At 62.4% G+C, this 26,535-nt stretch carries 20 protein-coding genes; 10 read left to right on the plus strand and 10 right to left on the minus strand.

Features of this window, described 5'->3' with window-relative positions:
- Positions 1–209: 209 nt before the first annotated feature.
- Together Aeroheme_RS18860 and Aeroheme_RS18865 are read left to right on the plus strand one after the other, a co-directional pair.
- Positions 210–785: a single-stranded DNA-binding protein gene (locus Aeroheme_RS18860; protein ID WP_139744800.1), complete on the plus strand. Its 576-nt coding sequence runs from the start codon at positions 210–212 to the stop codon at positions 783–785.
- Between the two features lie 158 nt (positions 786–943).
- Entirely contained in the window at positions 944–1,714 is a 771-nt protein-coding gene (locus tag Aeroheme_RS18865; protein ID WP_411166365.1) for a substrate-binding periplasmic protein, read from the plus strand.
- Positions 1,715–1,762: 48 nt separating this feature from the next.
- Here Aeroheme_RS18865 and Aeroheme_RS18870 read toward each other — a convergent pair whose 3' ends face one another.
- The gene (locus Aeroheme_RS18870; protein WP_080675244.1) at positions 1,763–1,885 is read right to left on the minus strand and encodes a hypothetical protein; all 123 of its coding nucleotides are present in this window, start codon (positions 1,883–1,885) and stop codon (positions 1,763–1,765) included.
- A gap of 351 nt (positions 1,886–2,236) precedes the next feature.
- Here Aeroheme_RS18870 and yjbD point away from each other — a divergent pair, with 351 nt between their 5' ends.
- The 3 genes from yjbD to Aeroheme_RS18885 all read left to right on the plus strand — a co-directional run bounded on the left by yjbD (position 2,237) and on the right by Aeroheme_RS18885 (position 5,390).
- Positions 2,237–2,521 (plus strand): DUF3811 domain-containing protein, encoded by a 285-nt coding sequence (gene yjbD / locus Aeroheme_RS18875; protein WP_162519186.1) that lies wholly within the window; start codon positions 2,237–2,239, stop codon positions 2,519–2,521.
- 393 nt (positions 2,522–2,914) lie between these two features.
- On the plus strand, positions 2,915–3,127 hold the full coding sequence (gene cspA / locus Aeroheme_RS18880) for an RNA chaperone/antiterminator CspA (RefSeq protein ID WP_025328559.1): 213 nt from the start codon (positions 2,915–2,917) through the stop codon (positions 3,125–3,127).
- 307 nt (positions 3,128–3,434) lie between these two features.
- Complete coding sequence (locus tag Aeroheme_RS18885; RefSeq protein WP_411166366.1) at positions 3,435–5,390, plus strand: ligand-gated channel protein; 1,956 nt, start codon at positions 3,435–3,437, stop codon at positions 5,388–5,390.
- A gap of 73 nt (positions 5,391–5,463) precedes the next feature.
- Here the strand turns inward: Aeroheme_RS18885 and Aeroheme_RS18890 are convergent, their stop codons facing one another.
- The gene (locus tag Aeroheme_RS18890; RefSeq protein WP_041204391.1) at positions 5,464–6,849 is read right to left on the minus strand and encodes an ATP-binding protein; all 1,386 of its coding nucleotides are present in this window, start codon (positions 6,847–6,849) and stop codon (positions 5,464–5,466) included.
- A 7-nt stretch (positions 6,850–6,856) separates the two neighbouring features.
- Complete coding sequence (locus tag Aeroheme_RS18895) at positions 6,857–7,579, minus strand: response regulator (RefSeq protein WP_025328561.1); 723 nt, start codon at positions 7,577–7,579, stop codon at positions 6,857–6,859.
- Positions 7,580–7,778: 199 nt separating this feature from the next.
- On the opposite strand from Aeroheme_RS18895, the gene Aeroheme_RS18900 reads away from it, so the two are divergent.
- Positions 7,779–8,135: a hypothetical protein gene (locus tag Aeroheme_RS18900; RefSeq protein WP_106885609.1), complete on the plus strand. Its 357-nt coding sequence runs from the start codon at positions 7,779–7,781 to the stop codon at positions 8,133–8,135.
- Between the two features lie 266 nt (positions 8,136–8,401).
- Positions 8,402–10,396, plus strand: coding sequence for a methyl-accepting chemotaxis protein (locus Aeroheme_RS18905; protein ID WP_411166367.1), 1,995 nt, complete (start codon positions 8,402–8,404; stop codon positions 10,394–10,396).
- A 62-nt stretch (positions 10,397–10,458) separates the two neighbouring features.
- Here the strand turns inward: Aeroheme_RS18905 and Aeroheme_RS18910 are convergent, their stop codons facing one another.
- The gene (locus Aeroheme_RS18910) at positions 10,459–10,878 is read right to left on the minus strand and encodes a hypothetical protein (protein ID WP_106885607.1); all 420 of its coding nucleotides are present in this window, start codon (positions 10,876–10,878) and stop codon (positions 10,459–10,461) included.
- A 144-nt stretch (positions 10,879–11,022) separates the two neighbouring features.
- Positions 11,023–12,024: a sensor domain-containing diguanylate cyclase gene (locus tag Aeroheme_RS18915; protein WP_163135519.1), complete on the minus strand. Its 1,002-nt coding sequence runs from the start codon at positions 12,022–12,024 to the stop codon at positions 11,023–11,025.
- 400 nt (positions 12,025–12,424) lie between these two features.
- On the opposite strand from Aeroheme_RS18915, the gene glnK reads away from it, so the two are divergent.
- Both glnK and Aeroheme_RS18925 read left to right on the plus strand, forming a co-directional pair.
- Positions 12,425–12,763 carry a P-II family nitrogen regulator gene (gene glnK / locus Aeroheme_RS18920; protein WP_411166368.1) on the plus strand — a complete coding sequence of 113 codons (339 nt, stop codon included), beginning with the start codon at positions 12,425–12,427 and terminating at the stop codon, positions 12,761–12,763.
- Positions 12,764–12,788: 25 nt separating this feature from the next.
- On the plus strand, positions 12,789–14,030 hold the full coding sequence (locus Aeroheme_RS18925) for an ammonium transporter (RefSeq protein WP_234691500.1): 1,242 nt from the start codon (positions 12,789–12,791) through the stop codon (positions 14,028–14,030).
- Positions 14,031–14,092: 62 nt separating this feature from the next.
- Here Aeroheme_RS18925 and Aeroheme_RS18930 read toward each other — a convergent pair whose 3' ends face one another.
- Positions 14,093–14,992 carry a helix-turn-helix transcriptional regulator gene (locus Aeroheme_RS18930; RefSeq protein ID WP_411166369.1) on the minus strand — a complete coding sequence of 300 codons (900 nt, stop codon included), beginning with the start codon at positions 14,990–14,992 and terminating at the stop codon, positions 14,093–14,095.
- A 75-nt stretch (positions 14,993–15,067) separates the two neighbouring features.
- Here Aeroheme_RS18930 and Aeroheme_RS18935 point away from each other — a divergent pair, with 75 nt between their 5' ends.
- Positions 15,068–15,466: a VOC family protein gene (locus Aeroheme_RS18935; RefSeq protein WP_411166370.1), complete on the plus strand. Its 399-nt coding sequence runs from the start codon at positions 15,068–15,070 to the stop codon at positions 15,464–15,466.
- 688 nt (positions 15,467–16,154) lie between these two features.
- Here the strand turns inward: Aeroheme_RS18935 and Aeroheme_RS18940 are convergent.
- The 4 genes from Aeroheme_RS18940 to recC are packed head-to-tail and all read right to left on the minus strand — an operon-like array spanning position 16,155 to position 26,379.
- Positions 16,155–17,153, minus strand: coding sequence for a 5'-nucleotidase (locus tag Aeroheme_RS18940; RefSeq protein ID WP_408866373.1), 999 nt, complete (start codon positions 17,151–17,153; stop codon positions 16,155–16,157).
- Between the two features lie 51 nt (positions 17,154–17,204).
- On the minus strand, positions 17,205–19,244 hold the full coding sequence (recD, locus tag Aeroheme_RS18945) for an exodeoxyribonuclease V subunit alpha (RefSeq protein WP_411166371.1): 2,040 nt from the start codon (positions 19,242–19,244) through the stop codon (positions 17,205–17,207).
- A gap of 8 nt (positions 19,245–19,252) precedes the next feature.
- Positions 19,253–22,864 carry an exodeoxyribonuclease V subunit beta gene (gene recB / locus Aeroheme_RS18950; protein ID WP_411167264.1) on the minus strand — a complete coding sequence of 1,204 codons (3,612 nt, stop codon included), beginning with the start codon at positions 22,862–22,864 and terminating at the stop codon, positions 19,253–19,255.
- 2 nt (positions 22,865–22,866) lie between these two features.
- On the minus strand, positions 22,867–26,379 hold the full coding sequence (recC, locus tag Aeroheme_RS18955) for an exodeoxyribonuclease V subunit gamma (RefSeq protein WP_411166372.1): 3,513 nt from the start codon (positions 26,377–26,379) through the stop codon (positions 22,867–22,869).
- Positions 26,380–26,535: the final 156 nt, after the last annotated feature.

Raw genomic sequence — 26,535 nt, forward strand, 5'->3', positions numbered from 1 at the left:
AAGGTGTGCGCTCATCTCCGCCAACTGGTATTATTGCGGGCAAACGCTGCGGCGGATGGCCGATAAACGCGTCGGTTGAATCTGGCACAGCCGTGACATGCGTGAAGATGAGGTCCATCCGTGGCGCGCATCTCATTGCAAACAAACGACATATTGAATGGGACCAGGCATTTGGCCTGGCCGGTATACATAAGGGTGGAAGAGAGATTATGGCCAGTCGAGGCATCAACAAAGTCATTCTGATCGGTAACCTGGGGCAAGACCCGGAAGTGCGCTACATGCCGAGCGGCGGTGCCGTGACTAACATCACCCTGGCCACCTCCGACACCTGGCGCGACAAGCAGACCGGTGAGCAGAAAGAGCGTACCGAGTGGCACCGTGTGGTCTTCATGGGCAAGCTGGCCGAAGTGGCGGGCGAGTACCTGAAGAAGGGTTCCCAGGTCTATGTCGAAGGCAAGCTGCAGACCCGCAAGTGGCAGGATCAGGGTGGCCAGGAGCGTTACACCACAGAGGTGCTGGTCGACAGCTTCACCGGCGTGATGCAGATGCTGGGTGGCCGTCCGCAAGGCGGCGCCGGCCAGGGCATGGGCGGTCAACAGTCCCAGGGCAACTGGGGCCAGCCGCAACAGGCAGCCCCCCAGCAAGCGATGCAACGCCCGGCCGCAGCCCCGCAGCAGAATATGCAGCCACAGGGTGGTTACAGTCGTCCGGCCCAGCAGCCGCAGTCTGCACCGCCGGTCTACAACGAGCCGCCGATGGATTTCGACGACGATATCCCGTTCTAAATCGACACCCAGGCCCTGATGACTCAGGGCCTTTTTTGTCTGTTTCTGACGCATTCATCCCCTCCCTCATCATGTTGTTGCGACGATCCGCACCTTACCCTCTCCCTCGCCCTGACTTGTGGCTATTCTCGGGACGAGTCACTTCCCCGAGAACCTGCATGAATCACCTTGGTCGCCTGCTGTGCCTCATCTTGCTGGTGTTTGTCGCCCCTCTGATCGCCGAGCCGCTGCGAGTGGGGGTGAGCTTCGCCATCCCTCCTTATGTGATCACGCACGAGGATCGCGGTATCGAGCTCGATCTCATGCGCGAGGCGTTCACCGGCAGCGGTCATGAGCCCGAGTTCATCTATCTGCCTCTGGAGCGGACCTTCCGCATGCTGGAGGAAGGCAAGCTGGATGCCATCATCAACGTCAGACCCGGCATGCTGAGCCGCGCCCACCTCTCCCAGGCGGTGATCACCTTTCACAACCGGGTCTTTACCCTCGACAAGACGGCGTTTAACACCATGGGGGATCTGCAGACGCTGCGAGTCAGCGCCTTCCAGCGGGCCAGGCAGATCCTGGGAAAAGAGTTCGCTGGCATAGTCGATCAGAACCCCCACTACGAGGAGGTGGCGAGGCAGGAGGGGCAGGTTCAGAAGTTGTTGCTGGGGCGCACGGATGCCGTGATCCTGGAGCAGAGGATTTTCTACTACTACATGACACAACTGCTCGGGCAAGCAGAGGGCGGCGAGCGCTATCAAGCCGATCGGATCCGACAGCATGATATCTTCCCCCCCACCCGGTACCACTTTGCCTTTCGCCAGGCGGCGCGGCAGCAGTGGTTCGATCGCCAGTTGAGCAAGATGAAGGAAGATGGTCGCTATGAGCAGATCTTTGCCGACTATGGCACGGCCTCATCCGACAGAAACATAAAAGCCAGCCCATGACGGACTGGCTTGATACTGGCTCCAGAGGAACAACAGTGTAGTGGAGCGTTACTTCATCGCGCCGCCATTTTTCAGATCAGCTTTCTGACGTTTGGCCTCGCGCTTCTCTTTCAGTGACATCTGCGGTTTTTTCTTGGCATCTTTGCCGTGATGCTGTTCTTTGTTGCTCATCATCAGACTCCAAAAATGTTACCAGGACAGTTGGAATCAAGATTCCAGCATGCCATCCGAATCATAGATCACAGTACGCTAGCAGTGACGATCGAGGATCGCACTGGCACCAGCATACCCCCAGCCTCCACCGGGATCCAGCCTCGCCGGACAACGGCGTCACACAGGGCACGGACCTCGTCATCAACGCCCCGACAATCAGGGACAAACCGCCACAACCGGCTCGCATCTGGGCGAAAACCGGCAGGAAAACGCACTCAACTTGCCCTTTTGGGGTCAAGAGGACGATTACATAAGAGTCGGCCCCCGGAGTGTGTTAGGGTGAACCATCACCTGCCGCAGGAGTGCGCCATGAAAAAGCTGGAAATGAAAGATCTTACCGAGGCCGAAAAAGCCGAGATCACCCTGTTGTTGCAGAAGGCCCAGGCCCATGCCGATCACACCCTGACCAATGGGGAACGTAACAAGATCCGTGAGGAAGGGCGCCTGAAAATCGCCGAGGATCGCGCCAAGGCAGCCAAGGCGGCCTCCGCACTGGCGCGGGAGAAGGCCAAGGAGCGAGCCAAGAATCAGGTGCTGCCCGAGACCTTCAACTGGGCGGACTCCGTCAGCAACAAGTACCGCAGCAAGCGATAATTTCTGTCTCCCATGTCCGGATACTTGTGCTGCCACCCGGACATGGACCTGCATACTTCCCTTTTTCATACCGGAAATTGTTAGATAACCTTCTGGTATAAAACGATTTTATCAAGATAACACGCTACCACCTCCTCGCCTGGCAGGAATTAATACCAAGATAAAGATTGCCATGGCGGAGTGAGCGTGTTCTAATCGATTTCGATGGTTCGGTAGTTCAGACCTGATTATGTTAGGCAGTCATTTTAAAGCAGTGATTTGTGCATAGAGTTGTCCCAGATGATTCTCGCCAAATAATTCTCCTTCTTTAGTGCTCCCCATACGTATTGCTGACGAAAAATCATGGATTGCTACACACGTAGCGTTTCAATATCACTATTCAAGGAAATTATTATGTCTAACAAAATGACTGGTACCGTAAAGTTCTTCAACGCTGAGAAAGGTTTTGGCTTCATCTCCCCGGCTGACGGTGGCAAAGACGTGTTCGTACACTTCTCCGCTATCCAGTCCACCAGCTTCAAAACCCTGGACGAAGGTCAGCGCGTTGAGTTCACCATCGAGCAAGGCCAGAAAGGCCCGGCTGCTGCCAACGTAGTTGGTCTGTAATTCAAGCCAGGAAGCCTTTTCGTCAATCGGAAAGTCCTTCTGCAAGAATTGAAAAAACCCGCCTCGGCGGGTTTTTTGTTATCTGTATTCCCGTAATTACCGCTCTCCCCTGCCAAAACTGCCCCCTCTTACCGAACAAAATACAAATGATAACCAATATCAATTGCATTTGATTCTTATTTGCCTAGAATGCCTGCCGACAAATGTCATCCATTTGAGGCTCAGCTCCGCCGTCCCAGTGCGACACCAAGATCCCGGGACACTAAAGCGGGTTGAGAAACTTTCCTTCCCAGGAGTTCAGGTTTTCATGACTAACATCCCCATTACCCCTCTCGCCACCCTGATCGTCGCCGCACTGGCCAGCCAGGCCCACGCCAGCCAGAACGAAGTCATGGTGATCACCGCCTCGGGTTTCCAGCAGAAGATCGAAGACTCTGCCGCCTCCATCTCGGTCGTGACCCGGGAACAGCTGGAGAAGCGCGCCTACCGTGACGTGACCGATGCCCTGAAAGACGTCCCCGGGGTGGTGATCACCGGAGGTGGCAGCAGCAGCGACATCAGCATCCGCGGCATGGGAGCCAAGTACACACTGATGCTGGTGGACGGCAAGCGGGTCGACAGCCGTGGCACCCGTCCCAACAGCGACGGCCCCGGCATAGAGCAGGGCTGGTTGCCACCGCTGCAAGCCATAGAGCGGATCGAGGTGGTGCGGGGCCCCATGTCCTCCCGCTACGGCTCGGACGCCATGGGAGGCGTCATCAACGTCATCACCCGCAAGAGCACCAGCATGACGGCATGGCAGGGGTCGGTGCATGCCGACAGCACCTTCCAGGAGAACAAGGCGTCCGGTGATCTCTTCCAGAGCGATGCCTACACCGCCGGCGCCCTGGTAGACGGGTTGCTGGGGATGCGCCTGAACGGCCAACTCTCCTATCGCGGCGAGGATCAGTTCGAGAACGGCTTCGCCGAGCAGGAGATGCGTAGCGGCACCGCAGTGTTCAGCCTGACCCCGGATGAGCACAACAGCTTCGACTTCGAGGTGAGCCGCGGCCTGCAGGACAGGGATCGCACGCCGGGTGAGTCCATTTCGGCCAAGGCCAAACCTAACCTGAGCACCTACGAGCGCACCAACTACGCCATCACCCACGACGGCCGCTACGACTTCGGCTCCTCCAGCAGCTATCTGCAACGGGAAGAGAGTACCAACCCGGGTCGGCAGATGAAGATGATCAACACCATAGCCGACACCCATACCCAGATCGTCCTGGGGGATCACTACCTCAGCGTCGGCGGCCAATACCGCTACGAGGATCTGCAGGATCAGGGCAACCAGCTGAATGTGGCCAACCGCGCCGACCAGCTGACCCGCTGGAGCTGGGCCCTGTTCGTGGAGGACGAGTGGGCCCTGACCGACAGCTTCGCCCTCACCGGCGGCGTGCGCATGGACAGGGATCAGAACTACGGCAGCCACTGGAGCCCGCGTCTCTACGGGGTCTGGCACCCCGCCGAGTTCTGGACCCTGAAGGGCGGCGTCTCCACCGGCTACCGCTCCCCCGATCTGCGCATGTCCGCGGCCAACTGGGGTCAGGCCACCGGCGGCGGTACTCAGGATGGCATGCTGGTCGGCAGCCCGGCCCTCCAGCCGGAGAAGAGCGTCAGTGAGGAAATCGCCCTGCTGTGGGATGGCAGGCAGGGGCTCAACGCCGGGCTGACCCTGTTCAATACCGACTTCAAGAACAAGATTGCCGAGACCCGTCGCTGCACCAGCAAGCAGGATCCCGCCTGCACCCTGAATGGCCACACCTATGACTTCATCAGCGATCGCATCAACGTCGACGAGGCCAACATGCGCGGGGTGGAAGGCACGGCCAACTGGGCTATCAATCCGCAGTGGTCCCTGGCTTCCAGCTACACCTTCACCCAGTCCGAGCAGAAGAGCGGCCCCATGGCGGGCCTGGCACTGAACCAGATGCCGCGCCACATGTTCAACACCACGGTCGACTGGCAGACCAGCGAGGCGGTCGGCCTCTGGTCCAGGGTCAACTTCCGCAGCAAGACCTCGGACTACCTGAGCCGGGTCAAGATGGCCGAGGGCACCCCCTCCTACACCTTCTTCGACACCGGCCTGGTCTACAAGGCCAATCAGGCGCTGAGCGTCACCGCCGGCATCTACAACCTGCTGGACAAGAAGGTAGACTACGCCAGCTATGGCACAGTGCTGGATGGACGCCGCTACAACCTGGGGCTGACCTACCAGTTCTGATCCTCTCGGGTGCGAGAGACGCAAAAGGCCCGCCGAGTGCGGGCCTTTTCATGGGCGACGGGAGGGGGAACTGTCAGCGCGGCAGACTGATCCTGGCCTCCAGGCCGCCCTCGGCACGGTTGTGCAGGGTCAGCTCGCCGCCGTGCTGATGCACCAGGGTACGGGCGATGGCGAGCCCCAGCCCCACGCTGCCCGACTCGGTATTGCGGGCCTCGTCGAGACGCACGAAGGGTTTGAACACCTCCTCCAGCTGGCCCTCGGCTATGCCTGGCCCCCGATCGCAGACCAGGATCAGCAGCTCGGATTCGGTTCGCTCCAGCGACACCTCGGCCCCGCCCGCGTACTTGATGGCGTTGCCGATGAGGTTTTGCAGCACCCGGCGCAGGGTATTGGCGCGGCAGGCGTAGACCTGCTTGCCCTGTGCCAGGCAGATGACGGGTTGACCGGTATCCGCATAGTCATCGCACAGGCTCTCCAGCAGGCTGACCAGATCCAGCTCCCGGGTCGCCTCCTGCTGCCCCTCCTCCCGGGCGAAGCTCAGGGTCGCCGCCAGCATCTGCTCCATCTGTTGCAGGGTCTGCTGGAATCGCTCCTTGTCCTCGCCGTCTGCCAGAAACTCGCTGCGCAGCCGCAGGCTGGTGATGGGGGTGCGCAGGTCATGGGAGATGGCGGCCAGCATCCGGGTCCTGTCCTGCACGAAGCGATCGAGCCGGGTGTGCATGCGGTTGAAGGCCTGGATGGACTCGCGGATCTCGGTGGGCCCCTCCTCGCGCAGGGGCTCTATGTCCTCCCCGCGCCCCAGCCTGTCAGCGTTGGCGGCCAGCTGCTTGAGGGGCAGGGTCGCCCGGCGGAACAGCCAGATCATCAGGCCTATCACCAGGCTCGCCACCAGCAGCAGGTTGAGGGTGGTCTGCCAGGACCAGCTCACCGCCTCCTTATCCACCAGGGAGCTGAACTGCAACCAGCCCCCGTTGGGCAGCTGGATGGATCCATAGAGCCGCATGTCCTGGGGCGGTGGCATGCCGTTGCGATCCTTCATCATGCGGTTGTGGTGCTGCCAGGCCCGGCTGCGCTGTATGTCCTGCTTCAGCTCGGCGCTGATCTCCACCGACAGGGACGACGGATACCCGAGCTTGGCCCGCACCAGCTTCTCGAAGCGGGGGCTGCGGTTGTCCGGTTGCAGCGGCTCGTCGGCCAGGCGCAGCAGCAGGGTCTCGCTGCGGCTCGCCTTGAGGATCTCGTGATAGAGGGAGGGGGGGGAGAGGGAGAGCAGCCGCACCACAGAGATGATCCGCTGCATGGCGTTGCGGCTGTTGACGTAGCCGAGCGCCTCCTCCCGATCCGAGCGGTAGATCTGGATGCTGAGCAGCTGGATCAACACCAGTCCCGCCAGGGCCACCAGCACTATCTGGCCGGTCAGCCCCTTGGGCAGCAGCCTGGCGAAGAAGCCCTTGATCATGCCGGCCTCACTCCTGGGTCACGTCGGCGGCGAACAGGTAACCGCCGCCCCAGATGGTCTTGATGAGCTCGGGATTCTTGGGATCCCGCTCCAGCTTGCGGCGCAGCCGGCTCACTAGCGTATCTATGGCGCGATCGAAGGCGACCGCCTCCCGGCCACGGGCCAGATCCAGCAGCTGATCCCGGCTCAGCACCCGCTGGGGCCGCTCCAGAAACACCTTGAGCAGATCGAACTCGGCGGTGGAGAGGCTCATCCCCACCCCCTCCTCGTCCACCAGCTCGCGGCGATTGATGTCGAGCAGCCAGCGATCGAAGCGCAGATCCCGGGTCAGGGCCTCGGGGACGGGCTGGATCTCCGCCTGGGTGCGGCGCATCACCGCCTTGATGCGGGCCAGCAGCTCGCGGGGGTTGAACGGCTTGGCGAGGTAGTCATCGGCCCCCATCTCCAGGCCGATGATGCGGTCCGTCTCCTCCCCCATGGCGGTGAGCATGATGATGGGCAGACGGGACTTCACCCTGAGCTCGCGGCACAGAGTCAGGCCATCTTCCCCCGGCATCATCAGATCCAGCACCAGCAGATCGAACTCCCGCTCGTCCAGCAGCCGCTTCATCTCCTTGCCATCCCGGGCACAGCTGACGCGCATGCCGTGTTGTTCCAGAAAGCGCTTGAGCAGATCGCGGATCTCGCTGTGATCGTCGACCACCAGAATATGAGGGCTGCCTTGGTTCATCATTGTCTCTCCGTTATCGAGCTGGGGCGATTATACGAGAATCAATCGGGCGGGTTGTGTCAAAGTGTGCCAGAGCGCCAAGATGCCACACTCTGCTACAAAATAGGCTTCAACTGGCAAAATTCAGACACTTCCACGGTGTTTACTGGATACCAAGGCGAAACAGCCTCTACCCGTATTCATCCGACAGGAGTTACCCATGAAAAAGCTGACCAAGACCCTGCTGACCGCTACCCTGATCCTCGGCCTGCCGCTCGGTGCCTATGCCGCCAGCGAGGCTGTCTCCACTGCCCAGCCGACCCAGGCCACGGCGGCCGGTTGCCCCATGGACGGTTCCGGCATGATGGGCGGCAAGCACCACGGCGGTCGTCACGACAAGATGGCCCGCATGAAGAACATGACCCCGGAGCAGATCCAGGCTCACCTGCAACAGCGCTACGACAAGATTGAAGATCCGGCCAAGAAGGCCGAGTTCGTGAAAAACCTCGGCCTGCGTGCCGACGGCATGATCAAGCACGCAGAGGTGATGAAGCAGTTCGCAGAAGCAAACCAGTAAGTCGAGGTCATGAAGCCGTTTGCCGAGGCAAACCAGTAGATCGACGCGACTAAGCAAGATAACGACAGGGTGGCCATGGCCACCCTGTTTTTTCGTGTCCGCTCAACTGCCCTGCCCTGCGACTGACGCCGCATGGCGCCACTTTTCTGCCTCCCTGCACCGGGATATGTGAGCGATAACAAACGTTTTATTTTCGAAATAGCTAATAATGGCGGCTCAAATAACAGGATCGGGCAAGGCCCCGGCCACAGTGGACAGGAGTCGTTATGGGATGGAATCTGGGCACAATCAAGGGGCGTTATACCGCCGTCTTCCTGGGGTTCATGGCGCTGGTGTGCGCCCTGACGGTGATCGGCATCCAGCTCTGGATCAAGCCGGCGCTGCAGAAGGCCGGTGAGCAGAATGTGGCGCTGCGGGTCAGCGAGATAGCCACCGACATCCGCGACCAGCTCAACGGGGTGCAGAGCCAGTCCCGCAGCATCACCCAGCTGGTGGCCCAGCTGCCGAGCGAGCAGATAGACGCCCTGCTGCCCGCCCTCATCGATCAATACGGCAACGCCATGGTCTTCGGTGGCGGCATCTGGCCCCTGCCGGATAAACGCGAGGCGGGCCGCGCCAAGTTCAGCACCTTCTATCACAGGGACGCGGCCAACGCCCTCATTCCCAACACCTACTGGAACTCGGCCGAGGCGCCGAACTACTTCGAGCAACCCTGGCACAAGGCGGGTCAGCAGGCCCCCCGCGGCATGTGCGTCTGGGCCGCCGCCTACAAGGATGGCGCCAGCCAGCAGCCGAGAACCAACTGCGCCATGGGGATCTACCGGGACGGCGCCCTCTACGGGGTGTCGACCATAGACGTGACTCTGGGGTTCTTCAACGAGCTGGTGGCCAGGAAGGAGCAGGAGATCGGCGGCCAGGTGATGATAGTCGAGGCTGACGGCAAGATCCTGAGCAAGAACGCCCGCCTCGGCGGCGATGTTGTGCTCGGCAACCTCTCCGCCCATGCCGACTACCCCTTCGCCGGAGCCATCGCCGGCCTGCTCGGCCAGGACCCGAGCAAGGGCTTGCTGCGCACCAGCTTCCAGGATCAGGGAGAGGAGCAGACCCTGCTGATGGAGGCCATAGAAGGTACCCCCTGGCTGCTCGCCACCGCCCTGCCGACCCGCATCCTGACCCAGGACAGCCGGGACGTGCTCGCCACATTGGCCGCGATCCAGCTGCCCCTGGTGGGACTGCTGTTCGTGCTCATGGTGCTGGCCATCAGCCAGCTCGGCAGCCGGTTGCAGACCCTCAAGCTCAACATAGATGCCCTCAGCGCCGGCGATGCGGACCTGACGGCCCGTATCCAGGTGAAGGGTCATGACGAGCTGGACAACATAGCCCTGTCGGTGAACCGCTTCATCGCCTACCTGCAGCAGATGATGGTGCAGGTGACGGACGCCACCGACCTCATCACCCGGGAGCTGGCACAGCTCGATCAGCAGACAGGTCAGGCCAGACGGATCCTGGGGGAACACGCCAGCGAGACGGATCAGGTGGTCACCGCCCTCACCGAGCTCAGCTCCACCGCCGACAGCGTGGCCCAGCACGCCAGCGACTCGGCAAGCTTCACCGAGGCCGCCAATGGCCAGGCCGCCAATTCACGCAAGGTGGTGGGCTCGGCCTCCGCCAGCGTGGTGGCCCTGATCGATGAGGTGGATCTCGCCGCCGCCAAGGTGCTGGAGATGCAGGAGGATGCCAAGCAGATCGGCAGCGTGCTCGGGGTGATAGGCGGCATCGCCGCCCAGACCAACCTGCTGGCACTCAACGCCGCCATCGAGGCGGCCCGGGCCGGGGAGCAGGGGCGTGGCTTCGCCGTGGTGGCCGACGAGGTGCGCGCCCTGGCGGCCCGCACCCAGAACAGCACAGCCGAGGTGGGCAGCATGCTGTCGCGCCTCACCCAGGGGGTGGCCGAGGCCGTGGTCGCCATGGAGCAGACCAAGCGCAGCTGCCAGGCCGCAGCCGACACCACGGGTCAGGTCACCGGCGGGCTCGACAGCATGGCCGACTCTGTGGTGCAGATCCACGATCTCAGCAGCCAGATCGCCACCGCCGCCGAGGAGCAGAGCCGGGTGACCGAGGAGATCAACCGCAACATGGTGAGCATTCGCGACATGCTGAACCTGCTGGTGCAAAACGGCAGCCAGACCGAGCAGAGCGCGGCGTCACTGCTCGGCTCCAACCGCCAGCTGCTGGCCCTGGTGCGCCGCTTCAAGGTGTGATGGCGAATGCCAGCCAGCAAAAAGGGGCCCGCGGGCCCCTTTTTCATGCACGTCGTTCAGACTCAGGCCTTGGCTTTGTCGGCCAGGTTCAGGGTCTTGACGGTTTCGCCTTCAAACTTGATGACGACGCTCTTCTGAGCGGCTTCGGTATCCTTGAACAGGGTCTTGGAGGTCTCTGCCAGCATGGGAGATACCTTGTTCAAAGCGCTCAGGTCATAGGTCCACACTTCCAGACCGGCTTCGGTCTTGGTGCTGGCCGGGGCGCCCAGCTTGTCCTTGATGGCCTGCTTGTTGGAGCCGCCTTCCTTGATATCCAGGGCCGTTTTGATCGCTTCGTTGGAGGCGCTGTCCACGGCAGTACCGGCCATCTCTTTGGCGGTGCTGGTGACGCTGCTGGTCACGGAGTCGGTCAGGGAGTCCATCAGGCCGGCGTGGGCAACCAGGGGCAGGGCGGTCAGGGCAATCAGAAGGCACTTTTTCATTAAGATACATCTCACAGGAATGAAAGAGCGCGCATCAGACCAGTGAGCTCGATTGGAGTCAAGATGATCCCAAGGTCAAGCCGCATTCGGGGGGGAAGAGGGACTATCGGCTGGACAGGGCGGCCGGGGACGGATAGCTACCCCCTAACCAGAGAGCTGATCCTTGCCCGCCAGCTTGGCCCGGTAGAGCGCCCTGTCCACCCTCGCCATCAACTGGTTCAGGGGTTCATCCGGCATGGACTCCACCAGACCGAAACTCAGGGTGATGGGCTCCACCCCCTTGACCCTGGCATAGCCCAGTCGCTGTCGCAGCTTTTCGGCCACCACATGGGCCTCCGCCAAGCGGGTGTTGGGCAGCACCAGCATGAATTCGTCGCCCCCCCAGCGGGCCAGCAGATCGATCTCGCGGATGGAGCCGCGGGTCAGGCGCACTATGTCGATCAGGGTCTGATCCCCCACCCCGTGGCCGTGGCGATCGTTGATCTGCTTGAAGTCGTCCACGTCCATGGCGATCACGGCGAAGGGCTCCTTGAAGCGCCGGGCGCGCTCATACTCCAGCCGGACGGCCTGCTCCAGCCGATAGCGACTGGCGGCCCCGGTCAGGGAGTCCGTCTCCGCCAGGCGGCGGTTCTCCTCCACCTGATGCTGGAGCGCCAGGTTGAGCCGCTCCAGCTCGGCGGTGCGCTCCGCCACCTGCTGCTCCAGGGAGCGATTGTGCAGCTCCAGCCGGGCGTAGAGCTCCCGCTGGGCATGAATGTCCCGGTGCGCCCCTATCATTCTGGCCACGGAGCCATCCGGGTTGCGCGCTATGATGCGGCCACAATCCTCTATCCAGATGAAGTCCCCGTTGCGGCAGCGACAGCGGTACTCGGCCCTGTAGTCTGTAGACTGGCCGCTCAGATAGGCATCGAAGCGGGCCATCACCCGCGCCAGATCGTCCGGGTGGATCAGGTTTTCCCAGGTGAATACCGTGTTGTCGAGGGTGTGCGGCTCATAGCCCAGCATCTGATACCAGCCCGGATTGCGATAGACGAAGCCGGTGTTGGCATTCCAGTCCCAGATCCCGTCGCTGATGACCTCCAGAATGCCGTGTACCGCGGCCTCATTGAGATCCTGGATCCTGATAGTGTCATTGTCCTGCAGCATGGAAACCATCCTTGTTCTGCTCCCCCGCGCCACTGCGGGTGACTCGAGTCCGGCGGTTGAACATCATTGAAAAATGCGGCCGCCTGCCGGGCTACCCGATGACGACTGCCTGCCTGCAATCCCTGTCATGACAAGGTTATCGGCCGCCCCCAGGCTCCCCTGAATAACAGTAGCAGCAGGGCCTGCCGCCGGTTTTGAGCGCCGTCACGGCTTCCCTCTTTTGTCTTCGCCTCCCCTTGCACCAGGGTGGTGCACCCCCTTGGCGCAGCTCTGCCCAAATGGGGCACCTCTCGTCACTCCCTCGGGCAGCGATGAAATAAATCATTGAATAAATAGAGAAAAATTCTTGGCGTAATATTTGCCTTTGTCTGAATGAACCACCAAGGATTGGGGACATTGCATGAAGTTAATCACTGCCATCATCAAGCCGTTCAAACTCGATGACGTTCGCGAAGCCCTCGCCACCCTCGGCGTAGAGGGGCTGACGGTCTCCGAGGTCAAGGGGTTTGGCCGCCAGAAGGGGCACACCGAGCTCTATCGGGGCGCCGAATACCAGGTGGATTTCCTGCCCAAGGTGAAGCTGGAGATCGCCACCCAGGCCGACAGCGTCGAGCCCATCATCGAAGCCATCAGCCAGGCCGCCCACACCGGCAAGATAGGTGACGGCAAGATCTTCGTCTGCGACCTGCTGGCCGCCGTGCGCATCCGCACCGGCGAGACAGACGCAGACGCCCTTTGATACGACTGGAACCGAGGAACACGACATGGAAGAGTTGATCACATCCGTCAGCGAGCTGCGCTATGCGCTCGATACCTTCTACCTGCTGATCTCCGGCGTGCTGGTCATGTGGATGGCCGCCGGGTTCGCCATGCTGGAGGCGGGCCTGGTCCGCGCCAAGAACACCACAGAGATCCTGACCAAGAACATCCTGCTCTACGCCATTGCCTGCGTCATGTACCTGCTGGTCGGCTACAACATCATGTACGTGGACAACGGCGCCGGCGGCTGGCTGCCGAGCTTTGGCAGCCTGATGGGCAGCCAGGCCGAGGATGCGGGCCACTCACTGCACGCCGACTTCTTCTTCCAGGTGGTGTTCGTGGCGACCGCCACCTCCATCATCTCGGGGGCGGTGGCCGAGCGGATGAAGCTCTGGTCCTTCCTGCTGTTCTGCGTGGTGATGACCGGCTTCATCTACCCCATAGAGGGCTACTGGAGCTGGGGCGGTGGCTTCCTGAAAGAGGCGGGCTTCTCCGACTTCGCGGGCTCCGGCATAGTCCACATGGCGGGCGCCGCCGCGGCCCTGGCCGCCGTACTGCTGCTCGGCCCCCGTCGTGGCAAATATGGCAAGCAAGGGGAGATCCATCCCATCCCCGGCTCCAACCTGCCGCTCGCGACCCTGGGCACCCTGATCCTCTGGATGGGCTGGTTCGGCTTCAATGGCGGCTCCCAGCTGGCGCTCTCCAGCGCCGCTGACGCCACCGCCATCGGCACCGTCTTCGTCAACACCAATGCCGCCGCGGCCGCCGGTGTGGTCGGCGCCCTGCTGGTCAGCAAGCTCACCTGGGGCAAGGCGGATCTCACCATGATCCTCAACGGTGCCCTCGGCGGTCTGGTCGCCATCACAGCCGATCCGGCCTCCCCCAGCCCGCTGTTCGCCAGCCTGATCGGCGCCCTGGCCGGAGCCCTGGTGGTCTACGCCATAGTCGCCTTCGATCGCCTGAAAATAGATGACCCGGTCGGCGCCATCTCGGTACACGGGGTCTGCGGCCTGTTCGGCCTGATGGTGGTGCCCTTCTCCAACGCGAGCGCCACCTTCGGCGCCCAGTTGCTGGGGGCCGCCACTATCTTCGGCTGGGTCTTTGCCGTCTCCCTCATCGTCTGGAGCCTGCTCAAGGCCACCATGGGCCTGAGGGTCAGCGAAGAGGAAGAGATGCTGGGGGTGGATGTCCACGAGTGCGGCGTCGATGCCTATCCCGAGTTCGTCAGCATCAAATCCAGCAGCTGACACAGACTGCTGCTTGCGGGGCCCGGGGGACACCTCGGGCCCCGCTCTTTTTTGGGGTGCCCTCAGCGCCCCTTGAAGGCGGGGTGATGCAGTTGGCGATAGTGGCTCGGGGCCAGCCCGTGCTGGCGCTTGAAGGCGGTGGAGAAGTGGTATTCGTTCTTGAAACCGCACTGGGCGGCCAGCAGCTTCACCGAGTCTCCCCGGCTCGCCAGCAGGAGCGCCGCCCGCTGCAGGCGCAGCCGTTGCAGCAGCGCCATGGGGGCCAGCGCGAAGTGCTGCTGACAGAGCCGATGGAGCTGGCGCTCCGAGAGGTGCAGGGCGGCGGCCATGCGGGCGATGTCCCAGCACTCGGCCAGGGAATCTTTCAGCATCAATTCGAGGCGCAGAGCCAGCCGCTCGCCGCGACTCTGCCCCTCCCCCTTTTGCAGCAGCCGGCGCAGGTAGAAACCGAGCTGCTCCACCAGGAGGGCGCTGAGCAGCGGGTCCTGATGGCGCTCCTGCTCCGCATAGAGGTTCTCCAGGGTGCGCAGCAGGGTCCCCTGCTGGGAGGTGCACCCCAGACGAGGGCGGCTGGCGAAGGCATCCCAGGGGGAGTCCTTGTGCAGCAGCAGCCACACCAGATCCCAGCCACCCTTTGCCGTCGGTTGTTGCTGCGCTGGCAACTGCGTTTCTGGCAACCGATAGCAGAGCGGCTCCCCCGCCGGGATCAGGGCCCACTCCCCCACTGGCAGCCGCACGAAGCCATCCCCCAGCCGCACCTCTCCCTCGCCCCCCAGGGTGAGCAGGAAGCAGTGTACCTCCCCCAGGCGGCGCTCGATGCGATAGCGGGTGCGCAGGCAGGAATAGCCCGCCAGCCAGACCCGCTCCTGGCCGAGGGCGGGCAGCAGGCTGTCGCAGCAGATCTGCTCGCGGCAGTCGGGGGAGACATCGATGAGATCGGGGTTGGCAGTTTCAGACATCATCAGGACGGACTCAGCCATGTCGAAGGATTAGGCCAGAGCATAACATCAAGGGCATGAAGTCACAGGAGACAAGCCATGCACATACATCACGTCGCCATCTGGGCGCAGGATCTGGAGGCACTCAAGGCATTCTACTGCACCCTGTTTGGCGGGCAGGCCAATGAGCGCTACCACAACCCGACCAAGCAGTTCTCGTCCTACTTCGTGCACTTCGAGGGGGGCGCCAGCCTGGAGCTGATGCACAGCCCCACCCTGTTTCCGGCAGATCTCGGCCTGTCGCATCCGCTGCAAGGGCTGGCCCATCTTGCCTTCTCCCTCGGCAGCGTGGAGGCGGTAGATCAGATGACGGCACGCCTCAAGCTGCTCAAGGGCGCCCAGGTCAAACACCTGGACGGCCCCCGCTGGACCGGCGACGGCTATTACGAGAGCACCTTTCTGGATCCCGAAGGCAACCGGCTGGAGTTGACCCTCTAATGCCTGAATGATCCCCTCACCCTGCCCTCTCCCAGCGGGAGAGGGGATAAAACAGCACCGGGGATATGCTCGCCACCCACGCCGATTCGATTGACGGAAAAATAGTCAGCCACGTAGGTTCGATTAGCGAAGCGTAATCGGACAGCGGTAACGGCATGACTCCCTTCTCCCGTTTATTAAAAAGGAGGAGAAGGGTTGGGGATGAGGGGAAGGAAAAAAGAGCTCGCGGTAAACGTTGGGCTTCGCTCAGCCACAACCTACGCAATCGGTAGTTTGGTGCTGAGCCTGCGAAGCCCAACATACGAGATGAATGATCCCCTCACCCTGGCCCTCTCCCAACGGGAGAGGGGATAAAGCGGCACCGGGGATATGATCGCCCCCATGCCGATTCGATTGACGGAAAAATTGTCAGTCACGTAGGTTCGATTAGCGAAGCGTAATCGGACGACGTGTTTGCTCCCTTCTCCCCTTGCGGGAGAAGAGTCGGGGATGAGGGGCGGCAATATTATTGCCGTAGCAGATGAGAATAAAATAAGCGGTGCAATGCGCTTCGCTTATTGCACCCTACACTATTCCTACATTATGCCTACCAATTCCCTCACCCAGCCCTCTCCCAAAGGGAGAGGGGATGACGCGGCACTGAGAATATAACCATCAGCCACGCAGGTTTAATTTCGCGAGCGTTCTATTACGCTTCGCTAGTCGAACCCACTAGAGGATCAGGGACAACAGACTTAACACCCAATGGCGAACTGCTTAAATATGGAACTTTCCCTGATGGGACGATATTCGCTGCGGCTTCAAGATGTACATCTTGATCATCGAAGAAAATATGTGGCTTAAATGCTTTAAGCACTTTTGCTTTTCCTACTCCGCCTAGGAAAAAAGCTTCATCGACATAAATCCCCCAACTTCTCAAAGTTTTAATTACTCGCATCTCCGATGGGCTATTACGAGCGGTAACTATAGCTATGCGAAGAGGTGAATATTCTGCCTTCATAGGAAGGCGATTACGTAAAACCGCTAGCTTTCTTAGCAAATTGGCATAAGGGCCATCCGCCATAGGCACATCTTGTAATGCATCCTCTCTTGCATGAAAAGCGGCCATACCTTCAGTTTTATATACTAATTCACTCTCATCCGAGAACAGTACCGCATCACCATCGAACGCAATTCTTACTTGGCCTTCAGGCAACTGAGCAGCCTCTTTAGGTGGAAGTTTTACAATGGCCGCAGCACATTGCCGTGAATCGATGACTTGCTGTGCATCGCTGACATTTGTTGTTAAGAATAAATCGACATCAAATGCATCCAAATAGTCAGCTACTGACTCACCAGCTGTGAATGCAGAACGAGTAATATCCAACTTCATATGCCGGATCGTATTTAACACCCTGAGACCAGTGTCAGGGCTATTTCTAGACATGACAACCACCTCAACCAGTGGGTTTTTCTCACCAATTTCAAGATGAGTATTCAGTGCAAGTAAAGCCTTGACTAAGGGAAGTCCTGTCCCTGGAGTTAATGGCTCATTTTCATGAGTCAACATGTACTCTCGATAACGGTCAATAGCTGTATCACGATCAGTGTCGAAAATCTCTCGAAATATCTGATCTGATTCACTCATGTCAAATAAAGCAGTTGCCGATATTCCAACAACCAAGGTCTTACTTAAGTCTAATGCCATTACTCCCCCCAGTTTCCATCAGATATTGATTATTGTCTTATAAATTTGAAGTTAGTATCCCAACCTCTCCGCCAATCCGGAATAACGCTCGGTCTTTTTCCGCACGGCCTGTGCCAGCAGGGCGCGATCGCCGTAGAGATCGAGGCGGGCCTTGGCGCGGGTGATGCCGGTATAAACCAGCTCGCGGGTCAGCAATGGGCTGGGGCTGTCCGGCAGCACCAGCACGGTATGGGCAAACTCCGAGCCCTGGGATTTGTGGATGGTCATGGCGTAGACAGTCTCGTGGGGCGGCAATCGGCTTGGCAAGAGCGCGCGCAGGCTGCCGTCCGGCTGCTCGAACCACACCTTGAGGCGGCCGGTTTCATCGGGCAGGCAGAGCCCCATGTCGCCGTTGTAGAGGCCGATGCCGTGGTCGTTGCGCACCACCATCACGGGGCGGCCCGCATACCAGTCGCCGTCGCGCTGGATCAGCCCGGCCCGTGACAGAGCCAGTTCGAGGCGCTCGTTAAGCCCCAGCACCCCGAAGGGGCCGTCCCGCAGGGCACAGAGGATCTGGAAGCCGTTGAACGCCTTGAACACGGCGGACGCCTCTTCTCCGGCGCGGGCCGCCTTCAGATAGCTGCCGTAGCCGGCTACTCCCTGGGCAATCAGGGCCTCGTAGGCCTCTCCCGCCCAGGGGTGCAGGCTGATGTCCTTGAATCCCGCACTCCAGACCGATTCCACCGCGGCGGCATCACCGTCGTTGCAGGCCCGCGCCAGCTGGCCTATGCCGGAGTGCTGATCGAAGCGCCAGCTCTTGGAAAGCAAACAGAGGCTGTCGCGCACAGGTGCACCGGCAGGCGAACCCTGCAGGCGGTAGCCGGTCTGGCGGGAGAGCCAATCCGCCTGCGCGGGGCTGATGCCTTGTTCGATAAAGCTGCAGATATCCCCGAGCACGGCACCCGCCTCCACAGAGGCGAGCTGATCCTTGTCGCCGAGCAGGATCAGGCGGGCGTGGCTCGGCAGCGCATCGAGCAGGCGCGCCATCATGGGCAAGTCGACCATGGAGGCCTCGTCCACCACCAGCAAGTCGAGGTGCAGCGGGTTGCCCGCGTGGTGGCGGAACTGGCTGCGCCCCGGGATCACCCCGAGCAGCCGGTGCAAGGTGCCCGCCTCTGTGGGGATGGCCTGGGCCCACTCCGGGGGCAAGTCCAGCGCCTGCAGGGCGGAGCCGATACTCTCGGTCAGGCGCGCCGCCGCCTTGCCGGTGGGGGCCACCAGCCGGATCGCCGGGGCCTTGCCTGCTTGCAGGCCTGTCTCCACCAGAATGGCCAGGAGCTTGGCCACAGTGGTGGTCTTGCCGGTGCCGGGGCCGCCGGAGATCACCGCGAAGGGGCGCGCCGCCGCGGTGGCCGCCGCCAGCTTCTGGCCGTTACAGCAGAGCGCCTCGGGCACCAGCGCATCCAGCTTGCTCAAGTCGCTCGCAGCCTGGGCGCTGGCCAGCAGCGCCTCTATGGCGGGCCAATCCACCTCGTTCGGGAACACCAGATCCAGATACTTCTCGACGAAGTGGCGGGCCGAGAAGTCGGGGGCGAGGCGGGCCTTGAGCAGCGCCCCGAACACCAACCCATGGTCGCGGGCAAAGAGGCGCGACAGGGCCGGGGCTATCTCGGGCCATTCGGCACGTTCACTTAAGGCACGCAGGTGGCGAGCCACCCCCAGCTCAAAATCGTGGTAGCGGGTGAGGTAGAGGCGCCCGTGCCAGAGCCGCAGCGGCCAGCGGGGGACCTCCCCCTCATGCTGTTCAGAGCCAACCAGCGGACTTGCCGCAAACAGGGCGGGCCAGCTCTCAGGATCCGCGAGATCCCCCAGCAGATCCCGGCTCTGATCCGGATCCAGCCCGAAGGGGCGCAAGGATCCGGCAGCGAGCATGTCAAGCGGCAGGCAGACATGGCCGCGCCCAAGCTCGAAGCAGGCGAGCGCGGCCCCCAGCACCAGCTCGGGGCCGCCGCCCAGATCGGCCACCAGCTTGGCAAATTGCAGATCCAGCTGGCGGATACGCCCCGCCAGCGCCAGGGCTTTCAGCCGTTCGATCATACCGTCGCTCTTCATCTCGCCCCTCATGCCTCTGCCTTGTTTGGTTTTTCTAAACGATGATCGTCAGGCATCACACCTTTACTAAACAACTTGTCGAGCCCCAGCACCAGTTCACGGCTCGGACGGGTATGGAATACCCCCCCTTGCGGCATACCGCGCAGGAACAGATAGAAGATCCCGCCAAAGTGCTGGTCAAAGTCGTAGCCCGGCAACCGCAGGATGAGCAGCCGGTGTAGCGCCAGGGAATAGAGCTGGTATTGCAGGTCGTAGCGATGATCAGCCATGGCCCGCTCCAGCGCCGGACGGCTGTAATCGGCCGGGCTCATGCCGAGGTGGTTCGATTTGTAGTCGAGCAGATACCAGCGCCCCTGCCACTCGAACACCAGATCGATAAAGCCCTTGAGCATCCCCTGCACAGTGGCGAAGCCGAGCGGCTTGTTGCCCCGCGACAGGGGGTCGTGCTGCTGGCAGAGGGCGGTGAGCGCCGGTGCCGTCACCCGCCCCATGGGCAGGAAGAACTCCAGCTCCACCTGCTTGCGCTCGGGGGCCAGCTCCCGCAGCCGCACCGGCTCCCCAAAGCCGGTATCAAGGGGGGTGTCGAGTACCGCCTCCACCTGCTGTTGCAACACGGGTGCCCAGTTCTCGTCGAAGCCATCCTGCGCCAGCAGGGTGGCGATATGCTGTGCCAGCGGCTCGCCAGCGGCGCTTTGAAAATCTATGGTCTCGAACAGGCTGTGCAGCAGGGTGCCGGGGCGGGCCCCTTTCGGGAAGGTGAAGATGGAGGGCTGGGGCGCCTCCTCCTGTTGTTCGGCAGCCAGCGCTGCCGCCGCCTCGGTCACTACCTCGTCATCGAAGCCGGGGTTCGCCAAGACTCCCTTGCCGTGGCCGTTCCCCTGGGCCGCCAGCCCGGAGTAGGAGCTGATCCACCAGTCCCGCTCCAGCCGACCGGTAAAGTGGCGCACCAGCGGCTCGCCCAGCTGCTCCTCCTCTGGCGGCAGCGGGGCCGGACGGGTGAGCGAGGGCTCACAGACCACCACACCGGGCAGCGCCTGGGCAAGCTCGGTGAGGGCGGTCGCCAAGGTTTCGGCGTCCCCCTCTTCCCCCTTTTGCAGCAGGTAGCCGATGGCGGTGTGGTGCAGCTCTGTCTTCTCCGACTTGCCGTTGCCCGAGCGCACCGGGGCCAGCCCCAGCCAGGTGGCATAGACGCCCCGGGTCAGCGCCACGTAGAGCAGTCGCAAGTCTTCGGCGAGGCGCTCCTTGTCCGCTTCGGCGAGCGATGAGTCGGCACCGGTCAGATCGAGGATGGTGCGATTGCCCCCCTCATCCGCCTCGTGATAGAGCGGGGTCTCAGCGGTTCTGTGGCTGCAGATAAAGGGCAGGAACACCAGCGGGTACTCCAGCCCCTTGGATTTGTGGATGGTGACTATCTGCACCAGCTTGCGCTCGGATTCGAGGCGCAGTACCTGCTCCGCATCCTGGCCGCCCGGGCGGCTCACCGCCTCCCCCAGCCAGCGCAGCAGGGCATATTCCCCATCCAGCTCGCTGCTCACCTGTTGCAGCAACTCGCCGAGATGGAGGAAGTTGGTCAGCCGCCGCTCGCCGTAGGGGCTCGCCAGCAGGGAGGAGGCAAGGTTGCGCCTGTGCAGCAGGGCCCGCAACATGGCCAGCACGCCGCGGCGATGCCAGATCTGGCGGTACTCCATAAACTCCTGCACCGCGCTCTCCCAGGCCCGCTCGTCCGAGGCCAGCGCGTCCAGCGCCTTGGCATCCAGATCAAAGAGCCCGGTGGCCAGCGCCGCCCGCAGGCTGCGCTCTTCGCTCGGGTTCTGGCAGGCGTGCAGAATAAGCAAAATCTCCCGCGCCTCCACCTGCTCCAGCACGCTCTCGCGGTTCGACAGATAGACGGAGGCGATGGCGAGCCGCGCCAGCTCCTGCTGCACCAGCTTGCCCTCGGCGCCGGTGCGCACCAGCACGGCGATGTCCCCCGCCTTCACCGCCTTGTCACCTATCTGCGCCTTGCCCTCGCGGGCCAGGGTCAGCAGGCGGTGGATCTCGGCGGCGGTGGCGCGGGCCATCTTGCTCTGGTAATCCCCCCGATTGAAGGTGGGCTGGCCGGTCAGCTGCCAGCAGTGGAGCACAGGAGCGGTGGCGCCACCCAGCAGCAGCGCCTTGCTCTTGCCCTGCGCCTCCACCGGCAGGAAGGGGATATCCGCCTCGTAGATAAAGGGATCCCTGGCCCGCTCGAACAGGCCGTTGACCGCCCCCACCAGCGCACTGCTGGAGCGCCAGTTGCGCCCCAGGGTGTAGTGGGCACTCACATTTCGCCGCGCCTGGATGTAGGTAAAGATGTCGGCGCCGCGAAAGCCGTAGATGGCCTGCTTGGGGTCACCGATCATCAAGAGCGCCGTATCCTGATGGCCGCCGTAAAGACGGTGGAAGATGCGGTACTGCTGGGGGTCGGTATCCTGAAATTCATCTATCATCGCCACCCGGTAGGTGGCGCGAATGCGATCGCAGAGCCGCTCGCCAAGGTTGGAGCCGAGCGCCCCGTCGAGATCCTTGAGCAGGTCATCGAAGGAGAGCTGATGAGCCTGGCGCTTGCTCGCCTGCATCCGGCTGCGCACCACCTTGGCCGCCCGTTGCAGGATAAGGTCACGAATACCGGGGCGGCTCGCCAGCAGTTCGTCGATCTCGCTGAACAGCGGCAGGGTTGGTAACGCCTTCCCCTTGCTCAGCTTGGCCTCCAATGTTTCCTGGCCGAAGCGCTCGAGATCCTTGGGCAGGGTATAACCGCTGGTCGGATCCTGTGCCCAGTCCCCGATCTTGGCGAGCCAGCCTTCGTAGTTCTTGCCGGTATAGAGCTTGATTTGCCCCTCTGTCTGGCGGCGGATCTCGTCCCCTTGCACCAGCCAGCCATTTTTCACCGCCTCGATACGGGCCATGGCTGCCTGATGACGGGCGGCGAGGGTCTCATCCCCCAAGGCCGGGTGTATCTCCAGCTCGCTGTTGTCGAGCCAGCCGTTCATCTCCCGCAGCAGGGCGGCAGGGCTAGGCCAGAGCGCGCGCACCGAGCTCGCCAGGGTTTTATCCACCGGATAGAACTCGGCTCGCCAGTAGTCGCTCACCGCCTGCAGCCTGAGCTGGCTGTCGTCGGTGAGAAATTCGGTTTCAAAGAGGGCGCCCGACTCGAAGGCATTCTGTTTGAGCATCCGCTGGCAGAAGCCGTGGATGGTAAAGACAGCCGCCTCGTCCATCTGCCGCTCGGCGGCCAGCAGGCGGCGGGCCGCAAGCTCGTGATCCTCCACCTCGATCAGCAACTGGGCCAGCAAGTCATCCTTGCTCTCACCCCGCATAAAGGCGAGCCGCGCCTCGTGGATGCGACCGCGGATCCGCCCCCGCAGCTCGGCGGTGGCGGCCTCGGTAAAGGTCACCACCAGGATCTCGGTCACCGAGAGCGGCCGCTCGTGGGCGCTGGATTGACCGGCATCGGCGCCTTCTTCGATCAGTGGGCCGTGCCCCAGCAGCAGGCGCAGGTAGAGACCGGCAATGGTGTAGGTCTTGCCGGTGCCGGCAGAGGCCTCGATCAGTCGTTCACCGTGGAGGGGAAAACGCAATGTATTGAGCGGGTTGGCCATGATCACATCATCTCCAGGGTGGTCAGCAGCGGGGTCAGATGTTCGCGGGCCAGGGCCTGCAACTGGCCCAGCACGGCGTCATCCAGTTCGGGGAAGCAGCGGGCGACGTAAACGTCTTGCCCCTCCCCCGTCACCATGTAGCCGCCGTTGAAGCGGGTGAGGGCCGCCTTGTCGGCCGCCTCCGGCTTGTCCGGATCCTTCTCGATCGCCCTGAACCACTCCCAGGCGGTGTTGGGGAAAAACGGCAGCGGCCGCTTCATTCCCTGAGCCCAGAGGGAGACCAGGGCAGCCAGCCTGGGGCGCGCCTCCTCGGCCGGAAGAGCTGGCAGCCGCAGACTCTGCTTGGCATCGAACAACAGGGTGTCGCCGGGGGCGCAGCTCAATGAGAGACAGAGGTGCTGAACCCAGCCCAGCAGCAGATCCTTGCCGTTGAAGCTGCCGGGCTTCACCACCAGCAAGCGCCCCTTCTGGGTGTCTATCCACCCCTGCAGCTGGCCCTGGGTCAGGGAGATATCGATCTCCACCGCCCGTTTTTCTGCCTCATTGGCCGCAACCCAGGGGCGCAGCCGATCCGCCAGCTTGCCCATCTCGGCGTCCAGATCCTCCAGCAGCAGGCTGCCGAACCAGCCTTGGGGCAGCAGGCCGGTGAGCTGCAACCGCTCGCGACGCACTGAGCTATCCCCCTGTGCCAGATGGGCATCGAGCAGCAAGGCCTTGAGCTGATAGTGCTGCAGGCCGTCCAGCTCGAACGGCTCGCTGTCTTCGATGTTGGCTTCGCTGCGCTCGAACCACACCTTGAGGCGGCGGTTGAGGAAATACTTGGTGGGTTGACGATAGAAACGCAGCAGCTCCGCCAGCTCCAACCCCTGCTCCTTGCCCCATTCGGGGGGTAAAGGCAGCTCGCCGCTCTGGAAGTTGGCCGCGCCGCGCACCGGATTGAGGGCGGGCAGCCAGTCGGCGGCATAGGTAAAGAGGCCGGACCCCGCCTGTGGGTAGAAGTAGTTGCGGCTGTAGGGGGTGAGCGGGTGCGGCACTATCAGATGTTCGAGCAGCCGCTTGCCGGAAGTTTCATCATCTAGGCTCTCATCCCCCGCCAGCACGAAGCCCTGTCGCACATAGTCGATCAGCTCCGCCAGCAGCACCGAGGGCACCTTGTCGCTGTTGTCCTGGGCACTGAAGCCCTGATAGCTGATATAGAGCCCCTGCTGGGCGCTCAACAGCGCCTCGAGGAAGAGGTAGCGGTCATCATCGCGACGGGAGCGATCACCGCGTCTCCCCGCCACCGCCATCAGATCGAAGCCCATGGGGGCCAGAGTGCGCGGGTAGACGCCGTCGTTCATCCCGAGCAGGCAGACCTGCCTGAAGGGGATGGAGCGCATCGGCATCAGGGTGCAGAAGTTGACCTGACCGGCGAGGAAGCGCTGGCTGGAGCGGGACTCCCCCAGCACGCTGCCGAGATAATCCTGCAACAGGTCGGCGGTGATGGGCTGATCGAAGCGAGCCTCCCCGAGCTGGGTCTGCCAGTCGGCCAGCTGGCTGCGAATGAGCTGCAGCTGACGCTCTTCATCTTCGTCGGCCAGATAGAAGCGCTCCAGCAGCGCCAGCAGGCAGACGTTCCACTCTGCCAGCGGCTGCGCCTGTTGCAGCCGGGGCAAGAATTCGGCCAGCGAGTCGACAAACCAGGCGAGCTTGCCGAGCGCCAGCCCCTGCTGACCCTCGATCTCGGCGTAGGGCAAGATGCTGGCCAAGGGGCCCTGCTGACCCCCCATGTTGTCGGCACAGGGCAAGATGCTGGCCAAGGGGCCCTGCTGACCCCCCATGTTGTCGGCACAGGGCAATATGCTGGCCAAGGGGCCCTGCTGACCCCCTGTGTTGTCGGCACAGGGCAAGATGCCAGCCACCGGCTCCCCATCCCCCATGGCAAAGCCGAGCAGCATGCGGCGCAGGCCGAACAGCCAGCTGTTGCCAGACATGGGCGGCAGATCGAAGCGGACTGGGTAACCGTCATCCAGCCCCCAGCGGATGCCGGTCTCCTGCACCCAGACCCGCAGCTGGTTGAACTCGTCGTCATCCAGCTCGAAGCGGCGCAGCACGGCGGGCACCTCGAGAATGGCGAGCAGCTCGCCGGCACCGAGGCGGGCGTTGGGCAGCTTGAGCAGGGCGAGGAAGCTTTGCAGCAGCGGGCTCTCCTGGCTCGCGGCTCTGTCCGATACAGCGAACGGGATCTGGCCACGGGCGCCAAACACCGCCTGAATGTAGGGGCCGTAGCTGTTCACGTCCGGCATCATCACCACCACATCTTTCGGAGTGAGAGAGGGATCCTGCTCGAACAGCGCCAGCAGCCGGTCGTGCAGCACTTCGAGTTCCCGCATCGGGCCGTGGCAGGCGTGGATCTGCAGGGATCCATCCGCCGGGCTGATGGGGCTCTTGTGATGGCTGCTGTCGAGGTCGAACTGACCGGCGCCCCGTTCTGCCAACTCCAGCACATCTTTCTGGATGGCGCGCAGCAGGCTGACATTGCCCTGCTCATCCACCTCGTCGATATCGACGAAGGCCTCGATTTGCGGCACCTCCAGCTCCATCAGCTGATGCAGGTAGTCGCGCCCCAGCTTGCCCATGGAGGCGAGCAGCGGGTTGGCGGGCCCTTGCAGGGTCTCGATGTCGGTGCCGGGCTTGAGCCTGGTTTCGAGGCGCGCCAGGGTTTTTCTGTCCAGCAGATCCCCCCAGTAGTAGCGGCAGGGGTTGGTGACGAACAGATGCACCTCCACCTCGGGTCGGCTGCCGAGGGCCAGCAGCGCCTCCACATAGCGGGGTGGCAGCGCCGAGATACCGAACACGAAGACCCGTTGCGGCAGCTTGCCCGGCAGATCCCGGGTGCGCGCCAGCTCGTGGATAAACTCTTCGTAGAGGTTGGCTCTGTGGTAGCCGCTGGGCGCGAGGGCCAGGGTGCGGGCCACCAGCTCGCGCCACAGCTCCGGCTGCCAATCCTGACCGCTCACCCCGGCCAGTTCCTGACTACCTGTTCCGACAAGGCCCTCTCCCTCTTCCCAGCGGGCTATCCAGTCCGGCCGATAGACCAGATACTGGTCGAACAGATCCGCCACCTTCTGGCAGAGCTGCCACAACCGCACTTGCTCGGGATCCTTGGCAGGATCTTGCTCATCCCCACCCAGATAGGCGGCCAGGGGCGCAAAGGCGGGCCTGTCCAGCAGGGCGGGCAGAATGGTCATCAGCTGCCAGCTCATGGATCCCTTGTTGTAGGGGCTCTGGCGGGGCACGTCTGCCAACACCTGGGTGAACATCTCCCAGATGAAGCTGGCTGGCAGCGGGAAGTCGATATTGGCGGCGATGCCGAAGGCCTTGGCCAGCTCCAGCTTGAGCCACTGGGCCATGCCGGGACTCTGCACCAGGATCTGCTCGTGCTCGAAGGGGTGAGAGAGGGGCGCCTGCCGGATGCGGCTCACCAGCAGCTCCTTGAGCAGATCCAGCTGATTGGAGTGGTAGAGGGTAAACATGGACGACTCCCGCCAATTTCATGAAGAGGGGTGCGCGCCGGAAAAGGCGAGCCATTTCCGTCACTTCACACGAAATGGGATTGTCGGGGATCGGGGGGTAAGATGCAAAAGGCGCTTGCCACCGCCAGGCGGGCCTCGTCACAGTACCGGCATTCG

This window comes from Aeromonas sp. DSM 116730 (assembly GCF_046581335.1).
GTDB lineage: Bacteria > Pseudomonadota > Gammaproteobacteria > Enterobacterales > Aeromonadaceae > Aeromonas > Aeromonas rivipollensis.